Origin of the sequence: Halomonas sp. LES1, assembly GCF_031846005.1 — a bacterium.
In the GTDB taxonomy this organism is placed as follows: Bacteria; Pseudomonadota; Gammaproteobacteria; order Pseudomonadales; family Halomonadaceae; genus Halomonas.
The window spans coordinates 552,218-569,967 of record NZ_JAVRGC010000003.1; the positions used below are offsets into that span (position 1 = coordinate 552,218).

Genomic DNA, 17,750 nt, shown 5'->3' on the forward strand with positions numbered 1-17,750 from the left:
AGGGTGACCATGAGCCAACAACAGTCCGATGACCGCAAGCCTGCCGCTTCCCGGAAACGTCAGTGGTTCCGTGAGTTTCCAGACCCAATGGTCCTGATCTTCATGGTGCTGGTGGTCGTCTATGCGATGACCTTCTTCGTGCCCGCCGGCGAATTCGCGCGGGAAGTGGTGAATGGCCGGAGCCGGGTAATTCCAGGCTCCTTCGAGTACCTGTCCGATATTGCCAATTTGCACTTCTTCCGTGTCTTCGTGGCTATTCCCGAGGGGATGATCAACGCCGCCCAGTTCCTTTTCATCGTTTTCATCGCCGGCGGACTCTTCCACATCCTCAAGGGCACGGGGGCGCTGGAAAACGCCATAGGCATTGCTGCCTACAGGATGGGCGCGGGCAACAGCATCAAGAGCCGCAACCTGATTATCACCGCGGGCACCTTCATCTATGGCTTCTTTGGCATGGCCGTGGGTGCCGAGAACAACATTGCCCTGGTGCCCGTCGGTGTGCTGATCGCCGCGGCCATCGGCTGCTCGCGCCTGGTGGGTGTGACCATGGCCGTGGGCGGTATCGCCATCGGCTTTGCGCTCTCGCCCATCAACCCCTACACCGTGGGGGTGGCACAGAGCATTGGCGAACTGCCGCTGTTTTCCGGCTGGTGGCTGCGCACCCTGATGATGCTGACCTGCCTGGCGACGCTTGCCGCCTATATCTGCCTGCGCGTGGTCAACATCGAGTTCAAGGACGACGAACCGGTGGAGATGAGCCGGAAGCTCAAGGACTACGCCTTGTCGCGCAACAACCTTATCGTCCTCGGCATCTTCCTGGCCGGCCTGGTGATCATGCTTTTCGGCGTCTTCACCCGCGGCTGGTACATCAAGGAGATCGCCGGCAACTTCTTGCTTATGGCCATCCTGATCGGGCTAGCAAGCGGTCTCAGCGCCAATCAACTGGTACAGCGGATGATGGAGGGCGCCTCCTCCGTGACCGCCGGTGCGCTGGTGATTGGTCTTGCCGCTTCAATCCAGGTCATCCTCAGTGATGCCCGTATCATCGACACTATTGTTCACTCGCTGAGCGCCATCGTGGGGGACATGCCGGTGGCCCTGGCCGCGGTGGTGGCCAGCATCATCCAGGGCGTGATCAACCTGTTCATCCCCAGTGGCTCGGCCCAGGCGCTGGTGACCATGCCGATCCTAATCCCGCTGGCCGACCTCGTCGACATGAGCCGGCAGCTGATGATTACTGCCTTCCAGGTGGGCGACGGGCTGACTAACCTGTTCACTCCTACCGCCGGTGGCATCCTGGCCATGCTGGCCCTGGGCCGTGTTTCCTATGCCCAGTGGCTGCCCGTGATCCTGCCGATCATGGTGCCACTCTACGCCATGTGCTGGATTGCCCTGGTCGTGGCTCACTACATCGGTTACTGAGGCCATGCAATTTCTTGCCGACGCCGACCTCTCGCTTTCCCAGGCCCTTCGGGATATTCACCGGCGGGCCGTGGAGCAGCCTATCGAGGGCCGGGTAGCCGACTACATCCCAGCCCTGGCCACGGTCGACCCTATACGCTGCGGCATCGCCTTCGCCACCCTGGATGGGGAGGTCCATACCGCCGGCGATGCCGAGCTTCCCTTCTCGATCCAGAGCATCTCCAAGGTGTTCGGTCTGGTGCTGGCGATGCAGCGGATGGGCGACGGTCTGTGGCGCCGGGTCGGCATGGAGCCATCCGGTCAGCCGTTCAACTCCATCGTCCAACTGGAGTGGGAGCACGGTATTCCCCGTAATCCCTTCATCAATGCCGGCGCCATTCTGGTGGCCGATACCCTGGTCTCGCATTTTTCGTCCTCTCGCCAGGCCTTTCTTAGCTTCGTGAGACGCCTGGCAGGCAGCGAGTACTGCGACGTAAATGACGAGGTGCTGGCCTCGGAAACCCGCCACGGCAGCCGCAACGCCGCCCTGGCTTACCTGATGAAGAGCTTCGGCAACCTCGAGGCCGAGGTGGACGAGGTGCTGGCCCACTACTTCTTCCAGTGCTCGGTGGAGATGAGCTGCAAGGAGCTGGCCACCAGCCTACTGTTCCTCGCCAACCAAGGTATGCATCCGATCACCGGCGAAAAGGTAACCTCGCCGCGCGATGCCCATCGCGTCAATGCCATCCTTTCCACTAGCGGTATGTACGACCAGTCCGGCCAGTTCGCCTTTGCTGTGGGTCTGCCAGCCAAGAGCGGCGTCGGCGGCGGCATCGTGGCCATTGTTCCAGGCCATGGCGTTATCGCCGCCTGGAGCCCGCCCCTCAACAGGCATGGCAACTCCACCCGCGGGCTCTCGATGATCACCGAGCTGGCGAGCCGTCTGGGGCTGTCGATCTTCTAATCACACAACTAGGGCCAGCGCATATAGAGACTGATTCTGACTGCAGGCCAAAGCAGATCACTCGGGCCGCCTTCCACGGTTGAATATATACTCATTCTTACGGAGGTTCGTATCATCGAGACCAAAATTTGCCGACCTGGCTGTATTAGTATAACTGGTATCGTGCGCATGCCAGCCTGAATTATCGGCCTCTTGTCAGTCAGCTGGTCTTTTCCGTGAAAAACCTGGTGGCTTTACACAGCTAGCTCCCTTAGCCTTCCTGGTTCGCCTCCGGGCTACTGGCATGTTGCTCCACAAGCTGCTGATGGCTATGAGGGGCATCCATGATTACCTGTGCCACCCGATGAGGCAAGATAGCGACCCGGTCTGCCTGCACCTTGAACGCCGTTCGCGTCTCGCCGCTCTGCTCCCAGCTGTCCTGAACCATCTTGCCCACTACCACAATCCGCATGCCCCGCTGGTACAGTCGGGACCAGCGCTCGGCATCACGGTGCCACCACTCCACATCGGCCCAGAAGCCACCACGATCCACGATCTCTCCATCCTTGGGGACCAGGTTATCGAATCGCACGTTTAGCCTGAGCAGCGTGCGGGGCGGCTGGTTCTCACGCACGGGAAATGTCCGAACCTCCGGATCGCTGCCGATATTTCCCTCACCGTAAAAGCGGGTGCCCATGGGTATCCTCCTTGGTCGTTATCGCTGAAATGAGACGGCATGCTCGATATCGGCCAGCGCCTTGCCGATTCGCTTGATCGACCAGTTGATCGTGGCCGCCTTGGCATTGAACACGCAGCGCTGCACCTCGAGATCGATGACGGACTGCCGCATCGCCTCGGATATGTCGTCGCGAGACAGGAACGTTTCCAGCAGCCAAAGCCCCATGCTCCTCTGCCTGTTATCGCGCCACTGCAGCGTTCTGGCAGGAACGCCTGATTTACCCCATGGGGTCAGCCAGAGGTCGGTCGACTTCAGCAACCCCCCATTCGCCTGCGAGGCTATATCGATCGCCTCTTGCCGCGCCGCCCTTGCCGACTCCTCCAGCTCATCACGGAGCCGAATCAGCTCCCCCTTACCCTTAAAGGGTTTTAAAAAACCCTTTGCGTAGCTGTTGAATGCATCATTGCCATAGCTGTTCGATGCGGTATCCAAGCTGCCCCCTCATGCACTTGCCGTGATTCCACTGGAATCACCTCGAAGACCTCCTCGGCACCGCCGATCAAGTGATTCCACTGGCATCACCCCCGGAGACCTCTTCGGCACCACCGCCCAGATGATTCCAGTGGAATCACCCCGGAGGCCTCTTCGGCACCACAGCCCAGGTGATTCCAGTGGAATCACCCCGGAGGCCTCTTCGGCACCACAGCCCAGGTGATTCCAGTGGAATCACCCCGGAGGCCTCTTCGGCACCGCCGCCCAGGTGATTCCAGTGGAATCACCCCCGGAGCTCTCCCCGGCACCGCCGATCAAGTGATTCCAGTGGAATCACGTCGAGGGAGCGTCTCCTGGCTCCCCAGCGGAAGGCGGTGAGTCTCCTTTCGACTCGCCGTCGCTGCCGGCCCTCGCGGCCTCAGCTGGCTTGGCAATTGGCGGTGCAAACTCGCTGCGCCGCTTGCCGGAGAGCACATCGTCAGGGAGTGCGCCGAACTTCTCGATGGCGTCTCGAGCCTTGGCATTGTTGGCGGCAAAGTCATCCCGGGTGGCACCGCTGAAGCCGGGGTACTTCTGGGTGCTCGCGCACAGGCTGCGCAGGAGGTGACCCCCCACCCGGACGTATTCCTCCATCTGTCGCCGGCCAATCAGGGCGATATGGTGAGCAAGCATGACGCGCCTGACGAAGCGGTCGAAATCGATCAGCAGGCGCAGAGCGAGCCAGCCGTGTTGGCCGCCCGTATAGACGGGAATCTTGAGGGGCTGCTGGTTGAGATTCTCTTCCACGTCCAGCTCTGGCGGCAGCTGAGCCAGCAGGTTATCCAGCTCCTGAAGGCGCTGGTCCAGCTGAGCTCGCGTCTCGGCGAGCTTGGCATCCAGCTGCAGCAGCCAGTGATCCGCATAGGGGTCATCCTTGGCGGCGTTCTGCTTGATCGCACCGCAGATCAGCAGAAACTGCCGCATGCCGATAATCTGCGGACGCCCTGTCTCGACGCCTCGCCCCTTCCAGATCCGTGCTGCGTGATGGGTGTGTAGCGTCAGCTCGATCTTGCTGCGCAGTGCTCCCAGGCGATCAACGGCCATGTCGCGTTGCCCTCATGCTGATGTGTGTCCGCGGTACGGCAGGCACTGTCAATCAGTTGATGCGGGGAAGACAGGGGAATCGTTAATGGCCGCTGAGTGGGTTTTTCCCGGCCGATGGCCACAACCCCAGCGAGCGCAGACACTGCTCTCGGGCGGCTTGGGCTTCCTCGGGCGAGGTGGTGCTCGGCTCGGCAATCGACGGCTCCGCTGTCCGGGGGGAGGACGGCGGTACGCTTCGAGCTGCCGGCCGCTCGGCGGCGGCGGAAGCCCCCTGTGGCGCCCTCCCCACCCGGCGCTTCGCCTGAGCCTGGGCATAGCCGGTCGCCACGAACTCGCCGCCGATGGCTCGCTTGATCAGCCCTCGCAGGAAGCCCTTGGGGTTTCGCACCGAGCCACCGCTCACGCGCCCTGCCGCCTCATCGAGAATCGCCTGCTGGGTGCCGCCGGCCAGCTCCGCCATCAGCAGCTGAGTCGCCTGGCGTTCGCTCTCATCCATCGAGAGACATGCCGGCCAGTGCAGGTTCACGGCTGAGGTACCTGTAGGTTTTACACAGTGTGAAGTACGTACTGTACGGGAAGAACTGCCCGAGTTTTCATCGAGAACTGCCTCGACAGCCCGATAAGCCTTTGATTTCAGGCTTGGTTCTCTCTGAAAACCAGGGGAGTTCTCTCGATGCACTCGGCCGGGTTCTCGATGAGAACTCGGCTGCCTGCCCTGGTTCTTCTGGTCAGTCACGGTAGCGAACTGGGCAGCGTCATGCCTGACAGGCGACCGGCTCCGGGCCTGCCGGGAGCGAGAGGCCATGGTATCGAGACGCGTCGGCAGCTCATGCAGGGCACCGGCTTCCTGGAGCTCCTCGAGCACCATGGCAGCGACGGCCTTGACCACCTTGTTCTGGTGATCAAGGCAGCGACACACATACTCAACGTAGTCGGCATCCAGCACCGAAGCTTCTGCGGGCGAAAGCGGCTCGTCGTGCAGGATATAGACGTTGCCGATAATTCGGCCGTTCTGCGCGTTGCGCGCCCGGTGCCCGAGGCTGACCCAGCGGGTCAAGCGAAGCACAGCGATAACCCGGGCGACCGTGGCCCGCGACGCCTTCTGGCCCGGCGCCCCCCGCAGCAAGGGCTGCAGTTCGTCGTAGGTCGGCACCGCGGTGGTTCGGTCCGGATTGACCAGCATGCGCATCATCTGCCAGCCAAGCTTGTCGACGTGCCCGAGGCGCGGATCCAGCAGCAACGACCGCGGCACGGTCTCATGGGGGTTCCCGAAGAACAGCAGGCCATCGAGGCCCGAGGATGCGGCTTCTCCAGACTGCCCAACCTCACCGTTCACAACGGAGGACGCCGGGGACTCGCCCCGGCGCTGGGTCAGCTCGGAAGCCGCCTGGCCAATCAGGCGATCCAGCCCCTTCCGAGTGGCATCACGAAGCTGCACCATCACCGCTCTCCTTCAGGTGACGCCCACTCTTCGGCCGGCGGCGCCGTGCGCGGCTGGCCGGGGTCGACCCACTGCTTGACCAGGTGCCACACCACCGCCAGCGGGATATCGGTCTCCTCGGCGAGGGTCACCATACCCTGCAGGTCATCGGTCGCCTTGGGGTCCAGGGCGATATGCTGCCAGCGCTCCCAGGCATCGTGCTCTACCTGCTCCGACGGCATCGCCAGCCGCCCCTGGCGCGGCGCGATGCCCAACAACTGACGGCGCGTCGAGCAGTCGTTGCCGGTCAGGCCGAAGAACGCTCCCATCATGCTGACGCTGGCCCCCAGCCTCAGGCAGCGGTCGATCAGGGTCTCACGGTCCTGGTCACGATCGATGCGCGCCAGGACGCCGCGCAGTGCGGCGTGATCCACCGAGAAGCGCGCTACCACCGGCCCTGCGCAGGCCAGCGAGTCAATATCGCTCGCTCTCAGCCGCCGCAGGGTGCGCAGCTCATCCTCACTGAAGCCGAGGGCCAGCGCACGGCGCATGTTGCCCTCACGAAGAAACCCCATGACCTGGCTGAGCAGCGCCTGATTCAGGTTGGCGGATGAAGAGCTCATGACTGGGCCTCCTGTTGTCCCTGCAGGTGTTCACGAAGGCGGCGAATCAGCCGCACCAGACGGAAGAAACGAAGCAGTACCGCATCGTCCCAGGCGCTCTCAGCGCCCTCTTCCCGATGGGTGCCCAGCAGCGCTCCCCACAGGGTGGCATCGGCGGGGTACTCGGGATTGAGCTCGCCGCGCAGGCTGGCCAGCGCCTGCCAGGCGAAGCGGGCACGGCGGTCGGCCGCCTCGGGCAGTGGGTTGAGGTCGAAGCCGATGCCGTCGTCATCGGCGATCACCACGTCGCTGCCGCCGAAGCCGCCCCAGCGAGCGATGACCTGCACCAGTTCCCGGATACGAATACGCAGTGAGCGAGGCTCATCCTCGACGCCTTCGATAAACCAGACGTCGGCAATGGGCGGGGTGGTCTCACCGGAGAGCACCGGTGCCGCCAGGGGAGCCAGCTGCTCGAAGTCGAAGCTGGGCACGCCGAGCTCGCTGGCCAGATGGTGACGGTAGCCGCGCTTCCCTGGAGTCTCTTCCCAGCGGGACTGGGTCAGCCCCTCGAGGCGGGCAGCCCGCTCGGCCTCCGTCCGCGCAGCACCCTCTGGCCAGTCACACGCCTCCTCTGCGGGTGCCACCATGGGCCCTGAGTCAGCCTCCGATGCCGACTCGCTAAATACCGGCACCGAGGGAGACGGTGACTCGCTCAGCTGCTGTTTTTCGCGCTCCAGCGCGGCAACCTGCTCACGCAGCCGAAGCAGCTCGGCGCTCTCTGCTCTCTCATCGTCAGTAGGCGCGTCTCGGCTAAGGGTCCGAGGCGACGGCAGCTGCTCGGCCTGAGGGTCGGTCTGCGGCTGAGATTGAGGTTCACGGCCAGGATCTGAAGCGGGTACCTTCACCACCGGCGCACCGCCCGTGGCGGGCTCGGGCAGCGGTGGATAGAGCGAGGGCGGCTGGGCGTCGGGGTCACGCATCTGCTGCAACTCAACGTCCAGGGCCTCGAAGGCCTGATGCTCTTCCAGGTCCCAGCGTCGCTTGCGGTAGGTGACAATGTTATCGAGGGTCAGCTCGCAGACGTTGAAGTGCACGCCAGTGTGGTCCGCCAGCATGCCGCACAGCCGGTCCACCACGATGCTCCAGTTCATCTCGGTCTGGCCCTCGTCATCGAACCAGGCCATGGTCTGGTGCCAGGCCTCGCCAAAGCCCTCGGGCGTGACCTCCTCGGTGCAGCGCTCCCAGAGCAGCCGGCAGGCTTCACGGTAGCTGATCAGCTTCTCGACCTGTGGCCGGCCAAGGCCGCTGTAGAGGGTGTTGGGCAGGGTAGGCAGCAGGTGCTCGACGGTGTAGAGCATCTTGCTGATATGGCTCTGAGCGACCTGGTAGCCGTCCTCGGCCAGACGCTTGATCAGCTCGCGTTGCGAGAGCGTGTTGCCGCTCTCCTCCTCATACATCGCCTTGGCGTCCACCACCCCCTTGGCACGCTCGATCCAGAGCAGCTGGCCGCGGTTGTCGTTCTCGCTGAGGTGCCCCGTCAGCATCTTCACTTCCGACTGCCAGGGTCGGTACAGGGCATAGAAGGCGTGGAAGCGCGACTCACCGGTCTCTTCATAGAGCTCGCGCAGGATCTGCAGGCGGGTATTGCCACCGTCGCAGATGGTGTAGTGCTTCTCGCCCGGCCGCTGGGTGACCGGGGGCTTGTGCTTGAGGCCCGCGGCACGGATCGACGCCTTGATCTCCTCGTACTTGGGGTTCTGGACCTGCCGGGGGTTGTGCTCGTAGGGCTTGAGCATGTCCAGGGTGACCCAGACGGCCATCTCCTGGTCGGGCGGTGTCATGGCATCCACGGGCTGCCCCTGACGCTTGGGGCTGGGCTGCATCAGGCGCTCACGAAGCTGCTGGTCGCTCGGGCGTTTCATCGGCGGTATTCCTCGGTGACGAAGCGGACGGAGGCGGCACCGCCATGCGGCGCCTGGGTGCTGATGACAGTGGAATCACTCTTCATGGCGGCCCCTCTGCTGCCCCTCCGCGCGGCGCAGCTGGGAGCGTGCATTGAGCTCGGCGCGGCGGTCCTTGGTGGTAAAGGAGGTGAAGACCGGCGCACAACCCGGCTTGCTGAACCGCAGGTGCCCACCGCTGGTACGCTGCACCTCCCACCCCCGGGTGGCGGCATAGCGCACCAGGCGCTGCATCCCCTTGCACCCTCGTGCTGCCGACAGCGACTTACTCATCGTTGCCCTCCTCGATCTCCCAGAAGCGTTTCAGCAAGGCATCACCGCCCTCGATGAAGGTGTGGATCTCGTGGCCGCTGTAGGTGGCCATCTGGATCACCGCGAGGGCGTCAGCCTGCAGAGCAGGGTCGAGCCCGCGCAGCCGCTGCATCTCGAAGGGCCAGCTATCGCCGTTGTAGAGCGCGAGGAGTAGGCGGCGCAGGTGATGGGACTGGCCGCTGTGTCCCTGAGCCACGCAGATCAGATGCTCGAGGGCTGGGAACCCTTCCTTCTCAGCCTCAAGCTGACGCTGGCGAGTCTCGTTCATGACCTGAGCCAACGCCTGAGAAAGCCGGGAACGGGGTTCGGGTGTGCGCACGCGATACTGGCTCATGGGGTCACCTCCTGATGCTGCCAGGCCAACGGCTTGAAGCGCGCCGACTCCCCCTGGAACGCCAGGTGCACGGTGCCGGTGGGCCCATTGCGCTGCTTGCCCAGGATCAACTCGGCCAGGCCGTGGCTGTCTTCGTTGTCGGGGTGGTAGACCTCGTCGCGGTAGATGAAGGCGATGACGTCGGCATCCTGTTCCAGCGCGCCACTGTCACGTAGGTCGGCCATGCAGGGGCGCTTGTTGGGGCGGGTCTCCAGGGAGCGGTTAAGCTGCGACAGGGCTATCACCGGGGTACGCAGCTCCTTGGCGGTTTCCTTGAGGATGCGGCTGACCTTGCCCACCTCGAGGGTACGATTCTCGCTGCCCGGCTCCTGAAGCAGCTGCAGGTAGTCCACCAGGATCATGGAGGGGCGCCCGAAGCGGCGGGTCATGCGGCGAGCGCGGGCCTTCAGGCTGGAAGCGGTGATTCCCGAGGCATCATCGATCAAGAGCTTCCCGTCCAGCTGGGTGAGCCGACTGACCGCGGCGGTTACCTTGGGCCAATCCCCGTCTTCCATCTTTCCGGTGCGCAGCTTCTGCAGGGAGACATTGCCCAGGCTGGCGATCAGCCGCAGCATCAGCTGCGACTCGGGCATCTCCAGGGAGAAGATAAAGACCGGACCGGCAGCCTCCTCTGCCATCAGGGCATGCTCCGCAAAGCCGAGCCCCATGGCGGTCTTGCCCATGGAGGGGCGGCCGGCCAGGATGATGAGATCCCCCGGCTGCCAGCCCGCGGTCATGGCGTCCAGCTCGCTCAGGCCGCTCGGGATCCCCGTCACCCCACCCTGCGCATTGAAGGCCTGATCGATGACGTTGATGGCCTCCCCCAGCATCTCCTTCATGGAGCTCAGCCGGTCATGGCGCTCCTCCGTCAGGGCGAAGAGCTTCTGCTCGGCCTCCTCGATCAGCTCGGCGGCCGTGCGGCCCTGAGCGTTCAGGGCCTGCTGGTTCAGCGTGAAGCAGGTGTGGATCAGCTGCCGCAGCGCATGGCGGTCCTTCACGATCTCGGCATAGGCCGCCACATTGGCCGCGCTGGGCGTATTGCGGGCCAGCTCAGCCAGAAACGCGAGCCCTCCCACCTGCTCCAGCTGGTGGGCTTCCTCCAGCGCTTCGGAGACGGTCACCACATCCATCGGCTGGTCGCGATCTGCCAGCTCCCGGATCGCCTGAAACACCAGGCGGTGGGCCTGCTGATAGAACATGGCAGGGGCCAGACGGTCGGCGATCTCGTCCCACATGGCGTTATCCAGCAGCAGCCCACCCAGCACCGACTGCTCTGCCTCCAGGCTGTGGGGAGGCAGATAACCGGCTTCCGGGCGCTCCTCGGCCACCCGAAGCTCGACCAGGTTCTCAATGGCACTCATCGTGGCAGCCTCCCTGCATGGCGGTGGTGCTGACCATGGCGTCGATCAGCGGCTGCCAGTCGGGGTTGAGCTCACAGGCCATCGTCTTGACCTGGTCGGCAGCGGCGGGCGACTTGCGGCCGGCGGGCTTGCGCGGCTCGAACTGGTGAGCCGGCAACCCCGCGCTGGCCGCCTGTCGGAAGGCGACACCGGCGCGGATGGTGCTCTGCATGACGGTGACGCCCTGCTCGCCGGCGGCGAACATCTCTGCCAGCGTCTGGTGGATGCCCCGCGCATCGGCGGTTTCATCCAGGCGATTCACGAGTACGGAAACGGGGGGAACAGAAAGGTGGGTGAACTGGCTGAGCGCCTCGAGATCGCGCAGCAGGCCAACGGTGCCACGCACGAACTCTCGGGCGGAAAGCAGCTCGGGGGTGATGGGAGAGAGGGCGTGATCGGAGGCGAGGACCGCCATCTCCAGGGTGATGGAGCGCGCCCCCTGGGTGTCGATCAGGACGAGATCATAGCCCGACAGGCGGGAGAGCAGCTGGGCAAGCCGAAAGCGGCCATCCGGGGCGTTGAGCAGCAGCTGAGGGAGCTGGCCGGCGTGATCGTTGGAGATCACAACATCCAGGTTGGGATGAGCCGTCTGGGATATGACGCGATCAGGCGCCGTGTCGCTGAGCGCGATCAGCTCATAGGTGCCGCCGGGGGCTTCGGTGCGAAGGGGGTAGTAGCTGGAGAGGGTCGGCTGGCTGTCCAGGTCGACGAAGAGGACCTTGAGGCCCGCATCGGCCAGGAGGCCGCCCAGATTGGCAGTGACGGTGGTCTTGCCGACGCCGCCCTTGGTCGAAATAACGGATACAACGCGCATAACCTCACCTCGGTTCCAGATGGAAACAAGTGTGAGGCTGATGATCTGTCTCTATTTCACGAAGCTGTCAGGTCTACTGACACGCCAGGTGGGAGTTCCACTCTTGCTCGTAAGCTGCTGATTTCGCGTACTGTTTGATGGTGCCGACACCAGGAGTCGAACCCGGGACCTACTGATTACAAGTCAGTTGCTCTACCAACTGAGCTATGTCGGCAATAATCGCATTGAATGCGACATGGAGGACCATTCCTCCTGGCGAGGAAAACCGTGAACTTGGGTCCACGGTCTTTCGAAAACGAGGTTGGCGATGGCTGGGGTACCAGGATTCGAACCTGGGAATGCCGATACCAAAAACCGGTGCCTTACCACTTGGCTATACCCCAGCAGCTTGGTGGCCAGAGAGGGAATCGAACCCCCGACACGGGGATTTTCAATCCCCTGCTCTACCGACTGAGCTATCTGGCCCCTTGCCAACGGTGCGTATTAAACCCCAACCAGCTTTTCGCGTCAACCCCTTTCTTATCATCAAGATGAGGGCGGCATGTAACCCTCGGCCTGATCGGTCTCCCGGTTGTCGAGGAAGCGCTCCATCTGCTCCATCAGGTACTCGCGGGAAGAAGGTTCGAGCATATTGAGATGCTTCTCGTTGATCAGGCGCGTCTGCAGGGCCTGCCACTCTTCCCATGCCCGGCGCGAAACACTGGCCTGGATCTCCTGGCCCTTCTTTCCAGGCAGAGGGGGGAATGGCAGGGCGTCGAGCTCCTGCTGATACTTGCGGCAGAACACGGTCTGACTCATGAGACGTCTCCTTGGCAGATGGAAGCTCAGGGCCCTGGCGGCATGTCCAGGGTGAAGGTCGCCAGGCTCGCCAGCAGGGCCTTCACTGGGGCCGCCAGGCCCACGGCATCGGGATTATCGGGATCGTACCAGCGGCGCGCCTCTCCGATCGAATCGAGGCTCCCGATCCACGCCGGCTGGGGCGTGATCTCCAGACGGAAGTGGCTGAAGACATGGGTGAAGGAGGCGCCCGGGGCATCGAGCCGGCTGCCTGGGGCATGGGTATCGAGCCAGGCCTGCAGTGCCGACGCGTCATCGAACTGCGGCAGGCTCCAGAGCCCACCCCACAGGCCACTGGAGGGTCGCTGTTCCAGCAACACCCTTCCACGCGCATCGCGCAGCAGCAGCATGCGAGTGGTGCGCGTGGGCAGCGCCTTCTTCGGTTTGGATTCCGGGAAGCGGCGCTCCTCACCTCGTGCATGGGCCACACAGACATCGCTGAAGGGGCAGCGGCCACACTCGGGGGTGCCGCGCCGACACAGCGTGGCGCCCAGGTCCATCATCGCCTGGGTGTAGTCGGCCAGGCGATGGTCCGGCGTATAGTGATCGGCCAGCGCCCATAGCCTGCGCTCCACCGCCGGACGCCCCGGCCACCCCGCCACGGCATGCAGCCGGGTGAGGCTGCGCTTGACGTTGCCATCGAGGATCACCGCCCGCCGCCCCTGGCTCTGAGCGATGATGGCGCCGGCGGTGGAGCGGCCGATACCCGGCAGGGCCGCCATCTCGTCGAGGCTGTGGAGTGGAAACTCTCCGCCATGCTCCTCCACCACCACCCGGGCGGCCTTGTGCAGGTTGCGGCCCCTGGCGTAATAGCCGAGCCCGGTCCACAGATGCAGCACCTCATCCTGCTCCGCCGCCGCCAGGCGGCGCAGGTCGGGAAAGCGCGCCATGAAGCGCTCGAAGTAGGGGATCACGGTGGCCACCTGGGTCTGCTGCAGCATGATCTCAGAGACCCACACCCGATAGGGCGTGCGATCTTGTTGCCAGGGCAGGTCATGGCGGCCGTGCTGATCGAACCAGTCGAGCAGACGCCGCTGAAAGGTGGCGGGCGCGAGTACGGGTGTCGGTGTATCGGTCATTGAAGCTCAAAAAAAGGCGCCGGCACGAGGCCGACGCAGGGACTGACTTTGCTCACTCGAAGAGACCCCTCAAGGAGTCACGAAGTTCCTTGCCGGCACCCTCGCCGAGGCGCTCCTCGAGCTTGTCGAGGGCCCCCTCCAGCTGCTGCTCCACGGCATCGCCGGCACGCTCGCCAAGCTCATCGCGCAGTGCCTCGCCGACGGCCGCCTGGAAGCCGGTGCTGTCGAAGCGACACCATTCGGCGCTATCGCCGTCGAGGCTGCCCTCGCAGCGTACCGGAAGGGGCAGGCGCTCGAGGCGGCGATTGACCTTGCAGGCCATATCGGCGGTATCCACCACTCGCGCCGCGGCACGCAGATCGAAGCGCTCGCTGGTCAGGTCGAGCCAGCCCTCGCCGCCCACATCGATCCCCGGCAGGGTAACGACGAGGTCATCGCTCTCCACGACGCCGTCGCGCACCTCGAGGGTGGCCTCGGCGCGCTCGAAGCGCGTATCAGGCGCCCACTCGCGCTGGGTCGACTCCCCCTGCAGGGTCGCCACGGCGCTGCACAGCTCCCGGGAAATATTGATGTCGAGGATCGCGCCATCGCCCAGTCGCGTGGCGAGGCGCCCATTGAGACCGCGCTTCATCACCGGCCAGGCATTGCCATGGGTGGTCAGCTCGCCGTCGACAAAGGCTTGGCCCCGCAGCGGCGCCCGCTCATCTCCCTCGCCCAGCGCCTCCAGCAGAGCGTCGACACGCACCCGCTCCAGGCGCGGCGCCAAACGCCAGGCGATGGGGTCACGCGTCAGATCAAGCTCGCCCGTGGCGGCCAGGCTCCCTTCGTAGAAGGCCGACTCCAGCGACGCCAGCCGCAGTCGGCCATCCTCACCCTCGAGCGCCAGCGAGGCGTCCTGAAACTCCAGGCCACCCAGCCGCAGCTGGCTCAGGGTCAGGCTGGCGTCCAGCGACAGTTCACGCAGCCAGTCGACGGGCAACATATCGCCCTCCTGGGCATAGGCGCGACCGATGCCGGGCGACCAAAGACCCGCGCCGTCCGGGGCAGCCCCCGAAGCGGCCGGCAGATAGGCATCCAGGTTCAGGCTATCTCCCTGCAACTCGGCCTCCAGGCGGCGTCCATCGAGACCCGCCGTCAGCCGCCCGGTGAAGGTGCTGTCATCGAGCACCAGGGTCATGCCGGTGAGGTCCACTCGCTGGAGGTCGCCCTCCAGGGGTGTCGTCAGCGCCACGTCGGTGAGGGCCTCGGAGTCGGCCGTGGCCGGCAGGCTGCCGAACCGTTCGAGCCATGGCCGCAGCGAGGTCGGCGCCAGGCGCAGCTGACCGTCGTAGCGTGGTTCATCGTAGAGGGCGGCAAGATTGAGATTGCCGCTCAGGCGCAGGCCATCATTACCACTCAGCGTCAGGTCCCGCAGCTGGGCGCTGCCATCGGCGAGATCAGACTCCAGAACGAAGTCCATGACCAGCGAGAGAGGAGCCTCACCCAGCGCGGCATGCTCGAGCGTCGCATTCAGCGTGCCGCGCTCCAGGCGCAACTGACGCTCCCTCGCGTCGACCACCAGCCGCTGGCCACTCAGCTCCAGCTGCTGGGGGCTCTTCACGCCGGCCAGCTGGTTGTGGGTGACCAGGGAGAGATCCTCGAGACTATAGCGGCGCTCGGCCAGGGCCAGGGCGAGACGCCCCTGCAGGGTGACGTCACTGGCCAGCTTCGGCACGGTATCACCGGCACCCGTCGGGGTATCATGGCCAAGCAGCTGGAAGCTGGTCGTGAAGGGGAAGGGACGCCGCGGGTTGACGTTACGCCCGGTCACCGAGAGCCCCTTGAGATGCAGCGAGCGGCCGATGGCCCGATCGGTATAGTTCACCTCGCCGTCCTTGACCTCCACCCGGGCGATATTGAAGGCCACGGAGGGCCCACTGCCACCCGGTGTCGGCGCCGTGGAGGCAGTGGCCGGTGTCGGCAGCTCCTCGTCGTCATCGGCCAGGCGCTCGAGCAGCGTCTCCCAGTTGCCGCGGCCGCGCTCGTCACGCGCCAGGTTGAGGCGCAGGCCATCCAGGGCCATGCCGTCGATGGCCACCTCTCCGCGCAGCAGCGACGTGAAGGCCAGGCTCACCTCCGCGCGGCGAAAGGCCATGAAGGCCATGTCCTGCTCGATGGACTGCTCCGGCAGCCAGGCCTCGGCCAGTTCCACGCCGACCCCCAGTCGCGGGTAGAACGACCAGGAGAGGGGGCCCTTGAGGTCAAGGGTCAGGCCGGTGCGCTCCTTTACCACCTCCTCCAGTTCCGGCTTGAGGTCTTCAGGGTCGAGGAAGGTGGTAACGTAGATCACCGCCCCCACGGCCAGCACGGCGATGATACCGGTGGCGGCCAGCAGGGTGCTCAACAGACGCTTCATCGTGGCGACTCCTTGGAATGACGGCCCGGAAGAGCGAGTTCGTAATGGTCGCCACTGCGAGCGAGACGATAACCGAGCCGCGAGAGCATCAGCTGGTCGGCCATCTGCAGCTGGGCCACCTCGACACGCAGTGGCCTGCCCTCGGCACTGGCGGCCTCGGCGACCAGCGTCAGCAGACGCGAGCCGACGCCCCGGCGCCGAGTTGGCTTGCGCACGCAGAAGTGCGACAGCCACCAGGCCTCACCGTCATCCTGCAGCGCCATGGCGCCGATCAGGCGGTCATTGAAGCGGGCACACAGGAAGGCGCCCCCCGAGCTCAGGTGCTCTTCGATAAAGACGTCAGGGGGAGCCGGCAGACGCTCGGCGGGCGCGTCGGCATAGATTCGGGCCAGGTCGGTTCGGGCCTGGGCGTCCACGTCACAGGTGCCCCGGTCGACGGGGTGCAGTGTCACCGGCATAGCTGGTCTCCTGGGCCGGGGCAGCGTGGTTCGCCGCCGCGGAGGGGGCATTGTAGCGGATGGGGTCGGCGATTCTCTATAATGGCAGTTTTCCGGTGACGGGCGAGCCCCGCTGCCACCCTGTTTCCGCGGGCCGCCACCATCGGCAGCCCGCCTCGACATGCGCCCAGGCGCTGGAGTTGCCTCAATGTCCGAGCGTATCGCCACGGTCAGCCGTGACACCCAGGAGACCCGCATCAGCGTCACCATCAACCTCGATGGAAGCGGCAAGCTGACCTGCGAGACCGGCGTGCCCTTCCTCGATCACATGCTCGACCAGGTAGCCCGTCATGGCCTGGTCGACCTCGACATCAAGGCCGATGGTGACCTGCATATCGATGACCACCACACCGTCGAGGACCTGGGCATCACCCTCGGCCAGGCCTTCGCCAGGGCCATCGGTGACAAGCGCGGCATTCGCCGCTACGGCCACGCCTACGTGCCACTCGACGAGTCGCTTTCCCGGGTGGTCATCGATTTCTCGGGGCGCGCCGGCCTGTTCATGGACGTGGAGTTCACTCGCGCCGCCGTGGGCAGCCTCGACACCCAGCTGTTCTGGGAGTTCTTCCAGGGCTTCGTCAACCACGCCATGGTCACCCTGCATATCGACAACCTGAAGGGGTTCAACGCCCACCATCAGGCGGAGACCATCTTCAAGGCCTTTGGCCGTGCCCTGCGCATGGCCCTGGAGCCCGATCCGCGCATGGCCGGCCAGATGCCTTCCACCAAGGGCAGCCTGTGAGCCCCACGCACCACCCCACGAGGAGCGCCCCATGACCATTGCCGTCATCGATTACGGAATGGGCAACCTGCATTCCGTCGCCAAGGCACTGGAACACGTCACCCACGAGAACGTGGTGGTCACCCGCGACCCGCGCCGCATCCTCGGCGCCACCCGCCTGGTGCTGCCCGGCCAGGGTGCCATTCGCGACTGTATCGGTGAGCTGGAGAAGACCGAGCTGCGTGGCCTGGTGGAGGAGCTGCTGGCCAGCCAGGAGAAGCCGCTGCTGGGCATCTGCGTGGGCCAGCAGATGCTGCTCGACCACAGCGAGGAGAACGGTGGCATCGACTGCCTGGGCTTCCTCGGCGGTGAGGTAAAGCGTTTTCCCGCCGACATGCGCGATGGCCTGAACCAGCGCCTCAAGGTCCCCCATATGGGCTGGAACCTGGTTCACCAGCAGCGCGAGCATCCGCTGTGGGAGGGCATCGATCAGGACGAGCACTTCTACTTCGTGCACAGCTACTATGTGGCGGCCAGTGACGATGCCACGGTGTTCGGCACCACCGACTACGGCCGCACCCAGGCCCATGTGGCCATCGGCCGCGATGCCACCTTCGCCGTGCAGTTCCATCCCGAGAAGAGCTCGCGGGCCGGCCTCAGGCTGCTCGAGAACTTTATTCACTGGGCGCCCTAAGCCGCGCCAGGATCAACCGAGCGCCCCCAGCGGCGCCCGGCCCCGAA

General features: G+C 64.8%; 18 protein-coding genes and 3 tRNA genes. 4 read left to right on the forward strand and 17 right to left on the reverse strand.

Annotated features, from left to right (window positions below; all coding sequences use genetic code 11):
- Window positions 1–9: 9 nt before the first annotated feature.
- Together RM463_RS09950 and RM463_RS09955 are read left to right on the forward strand one after the other, a co-directional pair.
- Window positions 10–1,422 (forward strand): YfcC family protein, encoded by a 1,413-nt coding sequence (locus RM463_RS09950; RefSeq protein ID WP_311429900.1) that lies wholly within the window; start codon window positions 10–12, stop codon window positions 1,420–1,422.
- A gap of 4 nt (window positions 1,423–1,426) precedes the next feature.
- Window positions 1,427–2,365: a glutaminase gene (locus tag RM463_RS09955; protein ID WP_133483821.1), complete on the forward strand. Its 939-nt coding sequence runs from the start codon at window positions 1,427–1,429 to the stop codon at window positions 2,363–2,365.
- Between the two features lie 250 nt (window positions 2,366–2,615).
- On the opposite strand, the gene RM463_RS09960 is transcribed toward RM463_RS09955, so the two are convergent.
- From RM463_RS09960 to RM463_RS10040, 17 genes are all read right to left on the reverse strand, one after another.
- Window positions 2,616–3,041, reverse strand: coding sequence for a single-stranded DNA-binding protein (locus RM463_RS09960; protein ID WP_311429901.1), 426 nt, complete (start codon window positions 3,039–3,041; stop codon window positions 2,616–2,618).
- An 18-nt stretch (window positions 3,042–3,059) separates the two neighbouring features.
- Complete coding sequence (locus RM463_RS09965) at window positions 3,060–3,515, reverse strand: DUF3158 family protein (RefSeq protein WP_169956674.1); 456 nt, start codon at window positions 3,513–3,515, stop codon at window positions 3,060–3,062.
- 333 nt (window positions 3,516–3,848) lie between these two features.
- Window positions 3,849–4,598 (reverse strand): PFL_4669 family integrating conjugative element protein, encoded by a 750-nt coding sequence (locus RM463_RS09970; protein ID WP_023004985.1) that lies wholly within the window; start codon window positions 4,596–4,598, stop codon window positions 3,849–3,851.
- Between the two features lie 82 nt (window positions 4,599–4,680).
- Window positions 4,681–6,039 (reverse strand): STY4528 family pathogenicity island replication protein, encoded by a 1,359-nt coding sequence (locus RM463_RS09975; RefSeq protein ID WP_311429902.1) that lies wholly within the window; start codon window positions 6,037–6,039, stop codon window positions 4,681–4,683.
- Window positions 6,039–6,641: a DUF2857 domain-containing protein gene (locus RM463_RS09980; RefSeq protein WP_311429903.1), complete on the reverse strand. Its 603-nt coding sequence runs from the start codon at window positions 6,639–6,641 to the stop codon at window positions 6,039–6,041. Before RM463_RS09980 ends, RM463_RS09975 begins: the two co-directional genes overlap by 1 nt.
- The gene (locus tag RM463_RS09985) at window positions 6,638–8,542 is read right to left on the reverse strand and encodes a ParB family protein (RefSeq protein ID WP_311429904.1); all 1,905 of its coding nucleotides are present in this window, start codon (window positions 8,540–8,542) and stop codon (window positions 6,638–6,640) included. Before RM463_RS09985 ends, RM463_RS09980 begins: the two co-directional genes overlap by 4 nt.
- A 75-nt stretch (window positions 8,543–8,617) precedes the next feature.
- A complete protein-coding gene (locus RM463_RS09990; RefSeq protein WP_096654978.1) occupies window positions 8,618–8,854 on the reverse strand; it encodes a hypothetical protein in 237 nt (78 codons plus the stop codon).
- Window positions 8,847–9,227, reverse strand: coding sequence for a hypothetical protein (locus RM463_RS09995; protein WP_300272108.1), 381 nt, complete (start codon window positions 9,225–9,227; stop codon window positions 8,847–8,849). The genes RM463_RS09990 and RM463_RS09995 overlap by 8 nt, the downstream gene beginning before the upstream one ends.
- The gene (gene dnaB / locus RM463_RS10000) at window positions 9,224–10,627 is read right to left on the reverse strand and encodes a replicative DNA helicase (RefSeq protein WP_311429905.1); all 1,404 of its coding nucleotides are present in this window, start codon (window positions 10,625–10,627) and stop codon (window positions 9,224–9,226) included. The genes RM463_RS09995 and dnaB overlap by 4 nt, the downstream gene beginning before the upstream one ends.
- Complete coding sequence (locus tag RM463_RS10005) at window positions 10,614–11,480, reverse strand: ParA family protein (protein WP_311429906.1); 867 nt, start codon at window positions 11,478–11,480, stop codon at window positions 10,614–10,616. The genes dnaB and RM463_RS10005 overlap by 14 nt, the downstream gene beginning before the upstream one ends.
- Before the next feature lie 138 nt (window positions 11,481–11,618).
- Window positions 11,619–11,694, reverse strand: a tRNA-Thr gene (locus tag RM463_RS10010).
- A gap of 94 nt (window positions 11,695–11,788) precedes the next feature.
- Window positions 11,789–11,863: transfer RNA gene (locus RM463_RS10015), tRNA-Gln, on the reverse strand.
- A gap of 6 nt (window positions 11,864–11,869) precedes the next feature.
- Window positions 11,870–11,945, reverse strand: a tRNA-Phe gene (locus RM463_RS10020).
- 60 nt (window positions 11,946–12,005) lie between these two features.
- A complete protein-coding gene (locus tag RM463_RS10025) occupies window positions 12,006–12,278 on the reverse strand; it encodes an oxidative damage protection protein (protein WP_195687365.1) in 273 nt (90 codons plus the stop codon).
- A 26-nt stretch (window positions 12,279–12,304) separates the two neighbouring features.
- A complete protein-coding gene (gene mutY / locus RM463_RS10030) occupies window positions 12,305–13,396 on the reverse strand; it encodes an A/G-specific adenine glycosylase (RefSeq protein WP_195687364.1) in 1,092 nt (363 codons plus the stop codon).
- A 52-nt stretch (window positions 13,397–13,448) separates the two neighbouring features.
- The gene (locus RM463_RS10035) at window positions 13,449–15,791 is read right to left on the reverse strand and encodes an AsmA family protein (protein ID WP_311429907.1); all 2,343 of its coding nucleotides are present in this window, start codon (window positions 15,789–15,791) and stop codon (window positions 13,449–13,451) included.
- Window positions 15,788–16,249: an acetyl-CoA sensor PanZ family protein gene (locus RM463_RS10040; protein ID WP_311429908.1), complete on the reverse strand. Its 462-nt coding sequence runs from the start codon at window positions 16,247–16,249 to the stop codon at window positions 15,788–15,790. The genes RM463_RS10035 and RM463_RS10040 overlap by 4 nt, the downstream gene beginning before the upstream one ends.
- A 187-nt stretch (window positions 16,250–16,436) precedes the next feature.
- Here RM463_RS10040 and hisB point away from each other — a divergent pair, with 187 nt between their 5' ends.
- Together hisB and hisH are read left to right on the forward strand one after the other, a co-directional pair.
- Window positions 16,437–17,030: an imidazoleglycerol-phosphate dehydratase HisB gene (gene hisB / locus RM463_RS10045; protein WP_195689201.1), complete on the forward strand. Its 594-nt coding sequence runs from the start codon at window positions 16,437–16,439 to the stop codon at window positions 17,028–17,030.
- A 31-nt stretch (window positions 17,031–17,061) separates the two neighbouring features.
- Window positions 17,062–17,703, forward strand: coding sequence for an imidazole glycerol phosphate synthase subunit HisH (gene hisH / locus RM463_RS10050; protein ID WP_195689200.1), 642 nt, complete (start codon window positions 17,062–17,064; stop codon window positions 17,701–17,703).
- The last annotated feature ends 47 nt before the right edge of the window (window positions 17,704–17,750 follow it).

Bases quoted from the DNA above. Each gene is read 5' to 3' on its own strand.
- dnaB (WP_311429905.1), bottom strand. From the start codon at position 10,627: ATGAGTGCCATTGAGAACCTGGTCGAGCTTCGGGTGGCCGAGGAGCGC.
- RM463_RS09985 (WP_311429904.1), bottom strand. From the start codon at position 8,542: ATGAAACGCCCGAGCGACCAGCAGCTTCGTGAGCGCCTGATGCAGCCC.
- RM463_RS10025 (WP_195687365.1), bottom strand. From the start codon at position 12,278: ATGAGTCAGACCGTGTTCTGCCGCAAGTATCAGCAGGAGCTCGACGCC.
- mutY (WP_195687364.1), bottom strand. From the start codon at position 13,396: ATGACCGATACACCGACACCCGTACTCGCGCCCGCCACCTTTCAGCGG.
- RM463_RS10035 (WP_311429907.1), bottom strand. From the start codon at position 15,791: ATGAAGCGTCTGTTGAGCACCCTGCTGGCCGCCACCGGTATCATCGCC.
- RM463_RS09995 (WP_300272108.1), bottom strand. From the start codon at position 9,227: ATGAGCCAGTATCGCGTGCGCACACCCGAACCCCGTTCCCGGCTTTCT.
- RM463_RS09955 (WP_133483821.1), top strand. From the start codon at position 1,427: ATGCAATTTCTTGCCGACGCCGACCTCTCGCTTTCCCAGGCCCTTCGG.
- RM463_RS10005 (WP_311429906.1), bottom strand. From the start codon at position 11,480: ATGCGCGTTGTATCCGTTATTTCGACCAAGGGCGGCGTCGGCAAGACC.
- RM463_RS09950 (WP_311429900.1), top strand. From the start codon at position 10: ATGAGCCAACAACAGTCCGATGACCGCAAGCCTGCCGCTTCCCGGAAA.
- RM463_RS10040 (WP_311429908.1), bottom strand. From the start codon at position 16,249: ATGCCGGTGACACTGCACCCCGTCGACCGGGGCACCTGTGACGTGGAC.
- RM463_RS09970 (WP_023004985.1), bottom strand. From the start codon at position 4,598: ATGGCCGTTGATCGCCTGGGAGCACTGCGCAGCAAGATCGAGCTGACG.
- RM463_RS09980 (WP_311429903.1), bottom strand. From the start codon at position 6,641: ATGAGCTCTTCATCCGCCAACCTGAATCAGGCGCTGCTCAGCCAGGTC.
- RM463_RS09990 (WP_096654978.1), bottom strand. From the start codon at position 8,854: ATGAGTAAGTCGCTGTCGGCAGCACGAGGGTGCAAGGGGATGCAGCGC.
- hisH (WP_195689200.1), top strand. From the start codon at position 17,062: ATGACCATTGCCGTCATCGATTACGGAATGGGCAACCTGCATTCCGTC.
- hisB (WP_195689201.1), top strand. From the start codon at position 16,437: ATGTCCGAGCGTATCGCCACGGTCAGCCGTGACACCCAGGAGACCCGC.
- RM463_RS09975 (WP_311429902.1), bottom strand. From the start codon at position 6,039: ATGGTGCAGCTTCGTGATGCCACTCGGAAGGGGCTGGATCGCCTGATT.
- RM463_RS09960 (WP_311429901.1), bottom strand. From the start codon at position 3,041: ATGGGCACCCGCTTTTACGGTGAGGGAAATATCGGCAGCGATCCGGAG.